Source organism: Chryseobacterium sp. UF-290, assembly GCF_058245615.1.
Window position 1 is genome coordinate 277,819 of the sequence record NZ_JBSICB010000006.1, and the last position, 12,293, is coordinate 290,111.

The 12,293-nt window shown below is 37.5% G+C and carries 17 protein-coding genes; 14 read left to right on the plus strand and 3 right to left on the minus strand.

The window, feature by feature from the left end; all coding sequences use genetic code 11:
- The first annotated feature begins 39 nt into the window (after positions 1-39).
- From AC4IF5_RS09915 to AC4IF5_RS09935, 5 genes are all read left to right on the plus strand, one after another.
- Positions 40-1,182, plus strand: coding sequence for a DEAD/DEAH box helicase (locus AC4IF5_RS09915; protein WP_490734047.1), 1,143 nt, complete (start codon positions 40-42; stop codon positions 1,180-1,182).
- A 218-nt stretch (positions 1,183-1,400) separates the two neighbouring features.
- Positions 1,401-1,937, plus strand: a complete 537-nt coding sequence (locus tag AC4IF5_RS09920) for a YfiT family bacillithiol transferase (RefSeq protein ID WP_490734048.1) — start codon at positions 1,401-1,403, stop codon at positions 1,935-1,937.
- A complete protein-coding gene (locus AC4IF5_RS09925) occupies positions 1,931-2,392 on the plus strand; it encodes a DUF1569 domain-containing protein (protein WP_490734049.1) in 462 nt (153 codons plus the stop codon). The genes AC4IF5_RS09920 and AC4IF5_RS09925 overlap by 7 nt, the downstream gene beginning before the upstream one ends.
- The gene (gene ytxJ / locus AC4IF5_RS09930) at positions 2,389-2,772 is read left to right on the plus strand and encodes a bacillithiol system redox-active protein YtxJ (protein ID WP_490734051.1); all 384 of its coding nucleotides are present in this window, start codon (positions 2,389-2,391) and stop codon (positions 2,770-2,772) included. The genes AC4IF5_RS09925 and ytxJ overlap by 4 nt, the downstream gene beginning before the upstream one ends.
- The gene (locus AC4IF5_RS09935) at positions 2,769-3,365 is read left to right on the plus strand and encodes a Crp/Fnr family transcriptional regulator (RefSeq protein ID WP_047099259.1); all 597 of its coding nucleotides are present in this window, start codon (positions 2,769-2,771) and stop codon (positions 3,363-3,365) included. Before ytxJ ends, AC4IF5_RS09935 begins: the two co-directional genes overlap by 4 nt.
- Positions 3,366-3,374: 9 nt before the next feature.
- Here AC4IF5_RS09935 and AC4IF5_RS09940 read toward each other — a convergent pair whose 3' ends face one another.
- Positions 3,375-4,790, minus strand: coding sequence for an aminotransferase-like domain-containing protein (locus tag AC4IF5_RS09940; protein WP_490734053.1), 1,416 nt, complete (start codon positions 4,788-4,790; stop codon positions 3,375-3,377).
- 96 nt (positions 4,791-4,886) lie between these two features.
- Here AC4IF5_RS09940 and AC4IF5_RS09945 point away from each other — a divergent pair, with 96 nt between their 5' ends.
- The 7 genes from AC4IF5_RS09945 (at position 4,887) to AC4IF5_RS09975 (ending at position 8,945) form a co-directional block, all read left to right on the plus strand.
- Complete coding sequence (locus AC4IF5_RS09945) at positions 4,887-5,771, plus strand: DMT family transporter (RefSeq protein WP_490734056.1); 885 nt, start codon at positions 4,887-4,889, stop codon at positions 5,769-5,771.
- 694 nt (positions 5,772-6,465) lie between these two features.
- Positions 6,466-7,080 (plus strand): Crp/Fnr family transcriptional regulator, encoded by a 615-nt coding sequence (locus AC4IF5_RS09950; protein WP_490734058.1) that lies wholly within the window; start codon positions 6,466-6,468, stop codon positions 7,078-7,080.
- A gap of 32 nt (positions 7,081-7,112) precedes the next feature.
- On the plus strand, positions 7,113-7,280 hold the full coding sequence (locus AC4IF5_RS09955) for a hypothetical protein (protein WP_490734060.1): 168 nt from the start codon (positions 7,113-7,115) through the stop codon (positions 7,278-7,280).
- A 112-nt stretch (positions 7,281-7,392) separates the two neighbouring features.
- Positions 7,393-7,725 carry a hypothetical protein gene (locus tag AC4IF5_RS09960; protein WP_490734062.1) on the plus strand — a complete coding sequence of 111 codons (333 nt, stop codon included), beginning with the start codon at positions 7,393-7,395 and terminating at the stop codon, positions 7,723-7,725.
- A 15-nt stretch (positions 7,726-7,740) separates the two neighbouring features.
- Positions 7,741-8,118, plus strand: a complete 378-nt coding sequence (locus AC4IF5_RS09965) for a hypothetical protein (RefSeq protein WP_490734064.1) — start codon at positions 7,741-7,743, stop codon at positions 8,116-8,118.
- Between the two features lie 59 nt (positions 8,119-8,177).
- Complete coding sequence (locus tag AC4IF5_RS09970; protein WP_490734066.1) at positions 8,178-8,384, plus strand: hypothetical protein; 207 nt, start codon at positions 8,178-8,180, stop codon at positions 8,382-8,384.
- A gap of 60 nt (positions 8,385-8,444) precedes the next feature.
- Entirely contained in the window at positions 8,445-8,945 is a 501-nt protein-coding gene (locus tag AC4IF5_RS09975; RefSeq protein ID WP_490734068.1) for a CinA family protein, read from the plus strand.
- A 110-nt stretch (positions 8,946-9,055) separates the two neighbouring features.
- Here the strand turns inward: AC4IF5_RS09975 and AC4IF5_RS09980 are convergent, their stop codons facing one another.
- Positions 9,056-9,859: a helix-turn-helix domain-containing protein gene (locus tag AC4IF5_RS09980; RefSeq protein ID WP_490734070.1), complete on the minus strand. Its 804-nt coding sequence runs from the start codon at positions 9,857-9,859 to the stop codon at positions 9,056-9,058.
- 84 nt (positions 9,860-9,943) lie between these two features.
- Between AC4IF5_RS09980 and AC4IF5_RS09985 the strand changes: the two genes are divergently transcribed.
- Entirely contained in the window at positions 9,944-11,080 is a 1,137-nt protein-coding gene (locus AC4IF5_RS09985) for an Atu1372/SO_1960 family protein (RefSeq protein WP_490734072.1), read from the plus strand.
- 259 nt (positions 11,081-11,339) lie between these two features.
- Here the strand turns inward: AC4IF5_RS09985 and AC4IF5_RS09990 are convergent, their stop codons facing one another.
- The gene (locus AC4IF5_RS09990; protein WP_490734074.1) at positions 11,340-11,846 is read right to left on the minus strand and encodes a pyridoxamine 5'-phosphate oxidase family protein; all 507 of its coding nucleotides are present in this window, start codon (positions 11,844-11,846) and stop codon (positions 11,340-11,342) included.
- Positions 11,847-11,912: 66 nt separating this feature from the next.
- Here AC4IF5_RS09990 and AC4IF5_RS09995 point away from each other — a divergent pair, with 66 nt between their 5' ends.
- Complete coding sequence (locus tag AC4IF5_RS09995) at positions 11,913-12,053, plus strand: hypothetical protein (protein ID WP_490734076.1); 141 nt, start codon at positions 11,913-11,915, stop codon at positions 12,051-12,053.
- The last annotated feature ends 240 nt before the right edge of the window (positions 12,054-12,293 follow it).

The following is a 12,293-nucleotide window of genomic DNA, read 5'->3' on the forward strand; positions in this document are numbered from 1 at the left end:
AAATATCAATAGCTTACCTTTGCACTAAATAAGTATTTTATGTCATTTGAGTCTTTAGGATTATCACACAATATTATTCGTTCTGTCAAAAAATTAGGTTACTTAAAGCCATTTCCAATTCAGGAACAGGCGGTCCCTGTTATTTTGCAGGGGAAAGATCTGATGGGAATTGCGCAGACAGGATCCGGAAAAACGGCGTGTTTTGTAATGCCCATTTTAGAGAAACTGCAACATTCAGAAGCTAAAAAAGGCCGTAGCGTTCAGGTTTTGATATTGGTTCCCACGCGTGAATTGGCAATTCAGATTGATGAAGTTTTCAGAGCTTTTACAGGAAATTTAAAGCGGGAGATTCGTACAATGGCTGTTTATGGTGGTGTTTCTATCAATCCACAGATGAAGGGAATGTTTGGGGTGGAGGTTCTTATAGCAACTCCCGGACGTTTATTAGACTTAATTGATCATAATGCATTGAGTATTTCAGAAATTCAGCATTTGGTGATTGATGAGGCAGATAAAATGTTTCAATTAGGTTTTGGTGAAGAAATGGATAAGCTTTTCGCTCTAATGCCAGCAGTAAAGCAGACTACTTTGTTCTCGGCGACTTTAAATGATAAAGTTTCTGAAATGAAAGAACGTTTATCCATTGATCCGGTTATTATTGAAATAAAAAAGGAAGAGGTTGAAATTGATAATATCGAGCAGCTGGCGTACCATGTTTCTCCGGAAAAGAAAGGCCCTTTTTTACGTTATTTAATTAAAGAAAAAAAAGTTGAAAAGGCTTTGGTATTTGTTTCGTCCACAAGATCTGCAGATAATCTGGTGGAAAAACTTAAAAAAAATAAAATTAAAGCAGTGGCCGTTCACAGTCAGAAGTCACAAGGCGCCCGTAGAAATAATTTAGAAGAATTTAAAGTGGACGGGGCTCAGATTCTGGTAGCTACGGACTTAATTGGCCGGGGAATTCATATCGAGTCCTTACCCTGTGTTATCAATTACGAATTGCCACGCTCTCCTTTAGATTACATTCACCGTATAGGCAGAACAGGACGTGCTAACGAAAAAGGAACTGCTATCAGTATTCTGACAGATGATGAGTTGCAGCATTTCAGAGTGATTCAAAAAAAGATGGGAAGAAAAGTGGCCTTACAAAGAACGGAGGACATTGATTTACATGGTTATTAATAAGGCTATCATTTTAAATAATAAAGGCTTCAGTTTTATGAAACTGAAGCCTTTATTATTCGGTAAAAACATTCTTTATTATATATAAATACAATTAATGCTTTCTTCATTTAAGATTCTTGAATTTTTGATAAATTTACACAAACAGTAATTTAAAATTTGTCTCAAAGTTAATGACCGGACAAATCGACAATAATTAAAAAGTAAAAACCTGAATAATGAGCGATTTAGAGAAAAAGAAGTTTCCAATAGGACCGTTTGAAACTCCGGAAAACATTTGTGACACCACGTTGGACGCTTACATCAAAGTGATTAAAGATTTTCCCGGCAGACTCAAAAACCTCATTGAAGATTTTTCGGATGATCAGCTGGATACTCCCTACAGAGAAGGAGGCTGGACGGTGAGGCAGCTTGTTAATCACCTTTCAGACAGCCATATGAATAGCTTTATCCGTTTTAAACTGGCCCTGACAGAGGATAATCCTACTATTAAACCTTATGACGAAGCGAAATGGGCGGAACTTCAGGACAGCTTCCATATGCCTGTAAAACCGGCAATGAGAATGCTGAAAGGAACGCACCAAAGATGGGTGGTACTTCTTAAAAGCCTTACCAATAAGCAGTTTACAAGAACGTTTCACCATCCTGAACACAACAGGAACTATGATCTAAGGGAAAGCCTTGCTTTATATGTATGGCATTGTAATCATCATTTCGCTCATATTGAAAATCTGAAGAAAGAAAAAGGTTGGTAAAGAAATATCTTAACAGTCCTGTATATTATAAGGAAATCGTAGACAGAATTTCCAGACTCTCTGAAGACTCTCCCGGAAAATGGGGGAAAATGAATGTATGTCAGATGCTTAAGCATTGTGATCTGGTGCTTCAGGTAGCATTGAAAAAAATTGAACTTCCAAAAATTAATCCTCTTTTTGAGACAATAGGGATCATTACAAAAATGGAAATGTATGTTTTCAATAACGGAATTCCCAGAAACATGCCTACTTTTCAAAAACTAATCGTTAATTTTGAATGTGATTTTGATGAATCAAAAACCAATCTGCTGAAAACGCTGGAGGAATTCCGGGCAGCCTGCGAAAACAAAAAGCTGCCGGATCGCCACAGATTATTCGGAAACATGACTGAAAAAGACTGGGAATTTTTAGAATATAAGCATCTTGATCATCATTTAAAACAGTTTAATGTATGAGTTTTTTTGATAAAATATTCGGTGGAAACTGTGCATCATCCCCTGATCAAAAATCTTTCTGGAAAAAGATAGAATCTGAAGAGGATCTGGCTAAGGCCATTGAGCAGTCCTACCACCATAAAATAGCCGTATTTAAGCATTCTACAAGTTGCTTTATCAGCAGAACGGTATTGAAGAATTTTGAAAAAGAAGTGGAAAGTTCAGATCAGCAGCCTGAGCTGTATTATCTGGACTTGCTGGCCTACAGGCCCATTTCGAATAAAATAGCTGAAGATTTCGGGATCAGGCATGAAAGCCCGCAACTGATCGTTATAGAGAACGGAAAACCCGTCAACAGCGCTTCGCACCAGGACATTTCTTTAAGCCAGATCGTATCATGAAGAATATCAATAATTATTTAGCCAAGGTTTTAAATGTTCCGCTTCAAAATGTGAACACCTGCAGCCTTCATTATGAAGTAAAAAAGATTCCTAAAAATCAATTTCTTTTGCAGTATGGCGAAATTTGCAGGCATATATTCTTTGTGGAAAAGGGGCTTTTAAAGATGTATTCCATAGACAAGAACGGGAAGGAGCATATTATACAGTTTGCTCCGGAAAGCTGGCTTATTTCTGACCGAAGCAGCCTTTACTTTAATGAAAAATCAATTTATTATATAGAAGCCGTGGAAGATTCGGAGGTTCTGTTTCTTCACCCTGATTTCTTCAATAAACTGGTAGAACAATTTCCGAACAGTATCGAAAGGAGTGACTTCCTGCTTCAGAAGCACATCAGAAGTCTTCAGAACAGGATTAATTCTTTACTGGGAGAGACCGCAGAGGAAAGATATATGAAATTCATCAAAATGTATCCGGATTTGCTGCTGAGGGTCCCGCAATGGATGATCGCTTCCTATCTGGGCATTACTCCTGAAAGCTTAAGCCGTGTAAGAAAAGAGCTGGCAAGGAAAAATTTCGTTCCGGATAACAAATAATATAAAGGTTTAATAAATCTTCTTTGCAAGATTTCCGACCTGTCTGAGCTTTGCCTGCGTTTCTTCTGACCACGGAAGTCCGATACAAAGTCTCATACAATTTTCAAACTGCTCCTGGAAGGTAAACATTCTTCCGGGAGCTATGCTTATATTCTGTTTAATGGCAAGGTCATAAAGTTCTGTAGTACGGATCTTTTTATCAAATTCTACCCAAAGGGAAAGTCCTCCCTGCGGACGGCTGGTCTTTGTACCTTCAGGAAATGATTCAGCAATGGTCTGCACATAATTCTGATAATTACTCTGAAGGGTTTTACGAAGCTGCTGAAGATGTTTTTCATATTTCCCTGATTTCAAAAAGTTGGCTACGGCCTCATTCACGATCGAAATGGAAGATGTGGAATGAAGAAGCTTCAGTTTCAGAATCTTATCTTTGTACTTTCCCGGAGCAATCCAGCCTACACGATATCCGGGAGCCAGTGTTTTTGAAATGGAGCTGCAGTACAGTACATTTCCGTCATGATCAAAGGACTTACAGCATTTTGGACGGGATGATCCGAAATAAAGGTCTCCGTATACATCATCTTCAATCAGCGGAATATTGTTTTCCGATAATATTTTCACGATTTCCTTTTTGTTTTCGTCCGGCATACAGCTTCCAAGGGGAGAGTTGAAATTGGGAATGAGAAGACAGAGATCTATGTTGGGAATTAATTTTTTTAAGGCTTCAATTTCTATTCCTGTAGTAGGATGGGTAGGGAGTTCCAGAACTTTTAAACCCAATCCGTTGGCTAGCTGTAAAATTCCGGGATAGCAGGGACTTTCTATAGCCACTGTATCGCCCGGCTTACCTAATGCCATCAGACAGAAGGAAAGAGCATTCATTCCCCCGTTGGTGGTCACCAGATCCTGTTCTTTAAGGTCTCCGCCCCATTGAAGGGAACGTACGGCGATCATCCTTCTTAATTTAAGGTTTCCCTGAAGCTCTTCATATTCTGTTCCGCCTTCTTTCAGTTCACGGATAGCATTCACAATCTCCTTTTTCAGCTTGGCCTGCGGGAGAAGGTCCCCGGATGGAATTCCGATCGAAAAAAAGGTAAGATCCTTCCTTCCCATATTTTCATATACTTTACTGATCAGCTCATCAGGCTCATCATTATTGGCGATCAATGACGGGCGGCTTACATCAGGCAAAGGAAGCTTTACGGAAAGCAGCCGGCTTACAAAATAGCCGGATTGAGGCTTTGATTCTACCAGAGACTGTGATTCAAGCTCCAGAAAAACACGTTTTGCCGTGTTCATACTTACCTGATGCTCCTGGCAAAGCATTCTTACTGACGGAAGCTTATCTCCGGCTTTTAAAACACCATTCCTGATCTGATTTGCAATGCCATCTGCGATTTCAGTATATAAAAATTCTTTACTCATAATGTTAAACTGTGCTCATGCAAATATACAAAACTGATACTGTGTTTATCCATTTTTCCTCTTTAATTTTGAACCCATCAATTAAAACTTAAAAAAATGATGACAAATACAATTTCAAAGGACCAGGCTGTAAATGGCTGGATCAACGGATTCATCGGAGTACTGCTTTTCAGCGGTTCAATGCCTGCTACCAAACTGGCTGTAATGGAAATGGATCCTATATTCGTAACGATTGCCCGTGCCGTGATCGCGGGAATACTTGCTCTTTCGGTGCTGCTATTTTATAAGGAAAAGCGTCCTGCAAAAAGTCAGCTGTTTTCCTTAGTTCTGGTTGCCATAGGCTGTGTGATAGGTTTTCCATTGCTTTCCTCCCTTGCCTTGCAATATCTGACTTCGGCCCATTCTATCGTATTTCTGGGAATGCTTCCCCTGGCTACAGCTATTTTTGGGGTATTCCGTGGAGGGGAAAGACCCCATCCTATATTCTGGTTCTTTTCAGTGATCGGAAGTCTTTTAGTAATTGGTTATGCGTTTTCTCAAGGAATTTCAGCCTCTCCAATAGGCGATATCCTTATGCTTCTGGCTGTGATTCTTTGTGGATTGGGATATGCGGAAGGAGCGAAGCTGTCAAAAACATTAGGAGGGTGGCAGGTGATCTCATGGGCACTCGTACTTTCTCTCCCTGTCATGCTTCCGTTATTAATAATTTATTTTCCGGAAAATCTGGAAACGGTAAGTGCTAAAGGATGGTTCGGATTAGGATATATTTCTTTATTCAGTATGTTTATAGGGTTCATATTCTGGTATAAGGGATTGGCACAAGGCGGAATCACTACTGTAGGACAGCTTCAGCTATTGCAGCCTTTCTTTGGATTGGCTTTGGCTGCCTACCTGCTTCATGAACAGGTAAGTATAGGTATGTTAGGAGTTACCGTAGGGGTTATTTTATGTGTTGCAGGCACTAAAAAATTTGCAAAATAATCAATGAATATATTATGATCTAAGTCATAAATAATTGATAAATAATAGGCTACTTTTGATGTACCATAAATAAAATATACTATTATGAAATTCATTGTGGCAGCCGCTCATTGTCCCGAACTGCAAAAAAGAACAATCGTCAGGATACTGCTAAAATAACCAAAATAAGACTTTCCCGTCATAGATATAAAGACCCGTTTTCATAAAAATGAAACGGGTTTTATTACCTGTTTTAGAAAAACCGAAATAAATGATCGTGTGGTATCAAAAATGTAAATTTTAATTCTATTTAATAATAAATAATAGGTTCGTATTTTAAAATGTGTTTAAATTAGTTACCATTTTTAACCTTATTTAACATTGTGAATAATTGGCAAGGTTTGATTTTTGCATTTATATCAAAGGAGTTATCCATAATATTTTTACTAAGACAAAGAAGAAAATAGCACCAAAAACAATTTTACAAATTCGTTATGATGCAAAACATTTCATCACAAAATCCGTTTTCTTGGTTCCGCTGACGGGACAGCAGATGGCAAGCCTTACGGGGCTATGTGTGGAAACAGCCATAATAACGATAAAACATATGGAAAAAACAAAATTCTCAAAAATTGAAAACCGGAAGATTTTATATTAAAAAAGGTTTTATTATCAACTTTATATTTTCCCCTATAAATAAATACTCTATAAAATTATGAAAACGATAAGCTGTATGAATATCGATGAAAACATTCTGCATTTATTCGGTGCAGAAGATAAAATTTATAAGCCTAAAGAAATAATCTTCAAAGAGGGTGATCATGCGCTGTATTATTTTCAGATCATTAGAGGGAAGGTAAAGCTCAACAATTATAATGATGATGGGAAAGAATTTATACATAATATTTTAGGGAAAAATCAAAGCTTTGGAGATCCGCTGCTTTTCCTTGACAAACCTTATCCTACGAATGCTATATGTCTTGAGAGTTCTGAAATTATAAGGTTGCCCAAAAGTAATTTTATAGAAATGCTTAAGAAAAATCCTGAGCTTTCCATAGAAATGAACGCCTGTTTTTCCCAGCAGCTCTATTATAAACTTATTATGATGCAAAGTATGGCCTCAAATAATCCTGTGCAGCGTTTGAAAGGTTTACTTGACTATCTTAAAAGCTATGATGACAAGATCTGCGATGCCTGCTTTGAGGTGGGACTGACAAGACAACAGATTGCCAATCTTACAGGATTACGTGTAGAAACAGTAATCAGAACCCTGAAAAAAATGGAAAAGGTAGGCAGCATCCAGATAAAAAACAGAAAGATTTTATATTAATTATTGATCAACATGACTCAAGTCATAAAAAAGTGAGTTATTCAGTCGTACCTTTGAAAGGAGAGAAAATTATTAAATCTATTGAGGAAGGAGGCTTCAACAGGAGATGCAGGTCTGATCATTGTGGTACAAAAAGTAAAGCATTCATTGCAACTTATAAAGGTTTAGATCAACCTGCCAACAATGGGGCCGGGACATGATCAAGCAGCAGACCTTCTCAAAAGAACTCTTCAGGAAGAAGAAACATCCATCAATCTTGATGCAGAACAAGAAGACTAACGTACAATTATAAGCCATATAGAACAAAGCTATATGGCTTATTTAACCATGAAATCAAAATATATGGACAGTCAGAATATAATAAAAACCCTGAAGCATAAAGACTTCATCAGAGTTTCCAATAACGGAAAATGGTTTGAGGACGGAGCCGCCATCTATGCCAAAGAAATAAAGGATAATGTCTTTTTATTATTCGTTATTTTAAAAAATATAGATATTGAGAATATCCAGGCGCTGATCGCTCATTTTGACTGTTTCAACAGTATCGGACTAAAAGAACCGGAACAGATCATGTTCTATCTTTCCATTAAAGACAAAGATGACCTCCATTATTTTGAACAGTATTTACAAGCTTCCAACAATTAATAACCATGTTGAAATATGATTTTTGAAAACGATACTTTGCTGCATTCCGGGCTGAATGATAAAAATAATGCAATAGAAAATGAATCTTTGTTTCCGCCTATTATCAATTCATACGGAGTTACTGCTTTTCTGATCAAGTCTTTGGAAAAGATAAAAAACAACGCAAAATGTGAGATCCTTAAAAAAGTAATAGATACTTATATGGAAGAATATCTCCTTCATATCCGTGAGTTTCACACTAAAAACATAACGGATACCGCTGATATGGATACTGAAATAAGAATTGAGTCTCCTTCTTTTACTTTATATGCCAAGACCGCTTATTATAAAGTACTGAAGGAAGAAGAATATGTCAACAGGCTTCTTAGCATCCTGGAAAACAGAACAGATTGAGACTGTAAGATCATCCTTATTTAATAACTGTTTTAAAATACATCACAACCTAAAAGATTATGAAAGCAGCCGTTTTTCATTCACCGGATAATATTACCTGTGATACCGTTGATGATCCCAGAATTCTTATTAGCTATGTAGAGACCGGACAGGTTACTCCTGATGATGTTATTACCCATAATTTACCTCTTGAAGCCGTAAATAAAGGCTATGAAATTTTTGATAAAAAAGAGGACGGATGTGCAAAGGTAGTCCTTGACCCGTAGAAGCTGCCAGGCTTTTAATATAAATTATAAACCACAATCATTTAATAAAAATATAATACTATGGAATTTCAGCAGAATCTCCTTGAATATATAAGCCAGTCCCTCATAACAACGGATGAAACTATTTCAATTGCCGAAAGCGTCACTTCAGGATGCCTGCAGCTGGCTTTCTCACAGATGCCGAATGCTTCTATGTTTTACAAAGGCGGAATGACAGCCTATACCTTACCGGAAAAAGTAAGACTGCTGAACGTAAACAGACAGGAAGCCGAAGAATGTGACTGTGTTTCAGAAAATATTGCGGAGACAATGGCCCTGAATGTAGCCAGGCTCTATGAATCTGACTGGTCCATCGCGACTACAGGATACTTTACGCCAATCCGCAATTCCGGGTATAAGATTTTTGCTTATTTCTCATTTTCCTATAAAAATGAGATCATCCTTACTAAAAAACTGGAACTGCACCCCAAAACCCAAGCTCTGAATGCCCAGCTATATTATACGGAATTTATTTTAGGGTGCTTTAAAAGCGAGCTCAACAGGCTTTTAATCTTAAAATAAAACAATGGAACGCAAAATCAATATGCCCTGATCACAGGGAGCCATGACCTTATTATTGCCAGAGACCATGAAGAACTGAGAAAAAAGGCTCCAGTGAACCCAATCATGCCTCATGATGAAACCCCGTTATTTTTATTCAGTCTTGGCTTTTCTTTCATTACGGTAAAATAAGAGGAAGTAAAGGCTGATAAGCTTTTATAGCCTACTTTATAGGCAATTTCACTTAAGGTATATTGTCTGGCATCGATCAGTTCGATGCTTTTTAAAATTCTTGTCAGCTGAAGGTATTTTTGCAAAGTAATGCCTGTCTCATTCTTAAAGATCCTCTGAAGACTTCTTACCGACATCTGAGCTTTTTCTGCTAAAGAATCGATATCCAAGCTATATTTAAAATTGGAATTGATCTCATTACATACAGGAATCAGCCTGGCATCAGCAGGAACGGGAATTTCCAGCCTGTTGCTTTCTCTGCAGAAGTTAGGAAGGCTTTTTAAAATAGCTTTGAAGAAAATATCCTGTTCTTCATTTTCAGCTAAAGATTTGTTCCATTTTGAAGCATACAGCAGCATTTCTTTGAGGACTGGCGGAACTGCAAATACATGAACGTTCTGATAAAATTCTTCTTCAAAGACCGACCTGAACAGAAAAACGATCAGATTTACGGTTTTTGCTTCTGAAGTTATTTTGTGGGCTTTTCCGGAAGGTATCCAGATCACATGATATTGGGGAACAATATAGATCTTCTGATCAATATGAAAATACTGATAGCCTTCTTCCACATAAGTAAGCTGTGCCCGGTGATGCCTATGCTCATAATCATCATGCTTCCAGTCTTTTTCATACCATACATAGGCTTCTTTCTCAATAGTGTCTACAAACTGGCTTTCCGTTTTTTCAATCAGTCCACATTTCATGCTGTCGTTTTAGATGTATATATTGGCAAATTTAATAAAAACGCCAATATTAATTTTGTACTATCAATTTATATCTTATTCAGAATGAAAAAACTATGTTCTTTTTTTATTTTAATTTTACTATTTAACACCACCAGCATCATGGCACAAAATAAAGCTAAAATATTGGTTCTGATTCATTCAGACAATGGCGGAACCTATGAACTGGCTAAAGAAATAGCCAAAGGAATTGAAAGTGAACACAATGCCGTTCCTTATATCAAATTAGTCAAAGCGTCTCAAAATCCGGAACTGAAAAATCTGCCTGTGGCAACGGTAGACGAACTGACGAGCTATGACGGAATAGCTTTTGGCTCACCTGTTTATTTCGGAAATATCAGTACCGGAATGAGTGAATTTTTATCCAAAACCGTTCAGCTGTGGACCGACCATGGACTGGAAGGCGTTCCGGCAACCGTTTTCATGTCTGCAGGAAGCGGAGCAGGTAAAGAACTGGCACTTCAGGCATTCTGGAACAGCCTTGCCGTACACGGAATGGTATTGGTATCTAATGGAATTCGTGGAACAGAAGAACTGAATAAAGCCATTCCACAAGGAAACAGTGTTCTTGGAATTACCAGTATGGCTTCCTTAAAGGATGTTGACAGACCTACAAAAGGAGAGAGAAGTATTGCCCAGCTTCAGGGGAAGCACTTTGCAAAAGTAGCTTTGGCCTTAAAAGATACTCACTCTAAAAAAGGCAGCCCAATTATTGAAAACTCTCAGAATTTCAATGAGATCTTAAAACAAAAAAATATTACCCTTCCACAGGTTCCCAAGCCTGCGGGAAACTACCAGCCGTTTGTTCGTTCAGGAAATCTTGTATTCATCAATCAGGTAGCCTTAAAAGATGGGAAAATATTCAATCCGGGAAAACTGGGCGTTGGGGTCAGTGAGCAGCAGGTAAAGGAAGCCACCAAGGTAACCATGCTCAATGTTTTATCTGTTCTGAAAGAAGCTGTGGGTGGAGATTTGAGCAGGGTAAAACAATGTGTCCAGCTGACAGGGATCTTCAATACGAAAGATGATTTTAGTAAGCATGCTGATCTTATGAATGTTGCTTCAGACCTGACGGTTGAAGTTTTCGGAGAGAAAGGTAAACATGCAAGAGCGACATTAGGAGCTTCATCTATTCCCGTAAACTCTTCAGTGGAGATCCAGGCTATTTTTGAAGTAGAATAAATAATGGTATGCTGTCAGACTATTTTAGATGGGAGAGTGTAAAGACACAATAAATCTAAAATAACTTATTATCTTTAAGAATAGATGTAATCAGGAATTTTCAGCCAATTCTGTATATTTTTATTTTGCCACTAATGCGCGAATTTTTCCTGCGTATTAGTGGCAAAAATAAGAATAGATATTTTGTAAGCCTTTATTCTTCCTGAGAGGCTTATTTAAGGCTCTTAGAGGCTTTCCGCTTTCCGATAAACTGTATTTTTCATATTGTGGCATTCCCTTCAACGCCGTCAGAATTATCTGTTTTGTTTCCGGTAATGGCTGAAGTAACAAATTTGAATAAGCTTACAAGCTTTCCGGCTTTTGTATCCCAATAATAGGTTTCTTGGGGCTCTACACGGATAATGGTTACATTCGGGTCATCTTTTCCGTCAAACCATGCTTTTGCCAGAGGAGACCATTTTTCTTCTATGGTGGCTTTATCTTTATAAACAGATGCCTGGCCATATACGGAAAGATATTGTGAGTCACTATTATTCATGAAAAATAACTGCACTCTGCGGTCTTCTTTTATTTCAAAATTTTTATTGCTGGTTCCGCTGCTGATAAACCAGAGGTTTCCGCTGTCATCAGTTTCCTGCAACGTCATCGGTCGTGAATTGACGGGAACAGTTTCCAATTCTGTACAGAACATGCATATTTTTGCGTTTTCCGACAATTCTTTGATCTTTTTGATCGCCTCGAGGTGGGTGAGATTCTTTGTTGACATAATATAATATTTTAAGTGGTTGGTTACTTATTAAAAAGAAAAGCTTTTTTATAAATCAAAAACATTATGATAAAAACCTTCAAATACCTGACCAAAAGAAGTGAAAATGTGGTATCTCTTGGAGATTCTATGAAAAACATGAATAATGTTGTTGGAAAAATGCAAAGGCGCAGTTATTTTCTTGTAGGCTGTATTTTTAAGGTGTAAAGATTTTATCGCAGATAAAATAGGATGCTGTGTATCTCTTAAATATTATTTTATCTCCCGCAGATCACACAGATTACGCAGATTTTTCATCATCATCTGTGTGATCTGCGGGAAAATTTACAGAGTTGTCATATTGCCGCTAATACACGAATCCTTTTCATTCGTGTATTCTAAGACATGTGCAAATTATATCTTATTAAATTTACAAAAGGTTCCTCTCTTTTTACCACTGCAAATATT

Excerpts from the sequence above, each read along its gene's own strand:
- AC4IF5_RS09965 (WP_490734064.1), top strand. The coding sequence starts at position 7,741 with ATGATTTTTGAAAACGATACTTTGCTGCATTCCGGGCTGAATGATAAA.
- AC4IF5_RS09970 (WP_490734066.1), top strand. The coding sequence starts at position 8,178 with ATGAAAGCAGCCGTTTTTCATTCACCGGATAATATTACCTGTGATACC.
- ytxJ (WP_490734051.1), top strand. The coding sequence starts at position 2,389 with ATGAGTTTTTTTGATAAAATATTCGGTGGAAACTGTGCATCATCCCCT.
- AC4IF5_RS09935 (WP_047099259.1), top strand. The coding sequence starts at position 2,769 with ATGAAGAATATCAATAATTATTTAGCCAAGGTTTTAAATGTTCCGCTT.
- AC4IF5_RS09945 (WP_490734056.1), top strand. The coding sequence starts at position 4,887 with ATGATGACAAATACAATTTCAAAGGACCAGGCTGTAAATGGCTGGATC.
- AC4IF5_RS09995 (WP_490734076.1), top strand. The coding sequence starts at position 11,913 with ATGATAAAAACCTTCAAATACCTGACCAAAAGAAGTGAAAATGTGGTA.
- AC4IF5_RS09980 (WP_490734070.1), bottom strand. The coding sequence starts at position 9,859 with ATGAAATGTGGACTGATTGAAAAAACGGAAAGCCAGTTTGTAGACACT.
- AC4IF5_RS09990 (WP_490734074.1), bottom strand. The coding sequence starts at position 11,846 with ATGTCAACAAAGAATCTCACCCACCTCGAGGCGATCAAAAAGATCAAA.
- AC4IF5_RS09915 (WP_490734047.1), top strand. The coding sequence starts at position 40 with ATGTCATTTGAGTCTTTAGGATTATCACACAATATTATTCGTTCTGTC.
- AC4IF5_RS09960 (WP_490734062.1), top strand. The coding sequence starts at position 7,393 with ATGGCTTATTTAACCATGAAATCAAAATATATGGACAGTCAGAATATA.
- AC4IF5_RS09920 (WP_490734048.1), top strand. The coding sequence starts at position 1,401 with ATGAGCGATTTAGAGAAAAAGAAGTTTCCAATAGGACCGTTTGAAACT.
- AC4IF5_RS09940 (WP_490734053.1), bottom strand. The coding sequence starts at position 4,790 with ATGAGTAAAGAATTTTTATATACTGAAATCGCAGATGGCATTGCAAAT.
- AC4IF5_RS09975 (WP_490734068.1), top strand. The coding sequence starts at position 8,445 with ATGGAATTTCAGCAGAATCTCCTTGAATATATAAGCCAGTCCCTCATA.
- AC4IF5_RS09950 (WP_490734058.1), top strand. The coding sequence starts at position 6,466 with ATGAAAACGATAAGCTGTATGAATATCGATGAAAACATTCTGCATTTA.
- AC4IF5_RS09985 (WP_490734072.1), top strand. The coding sequence starts at position 9,944 with ATGAAAAAACTATGTTCTTTTTTTATTTTAATTTTACTATTTAACACC.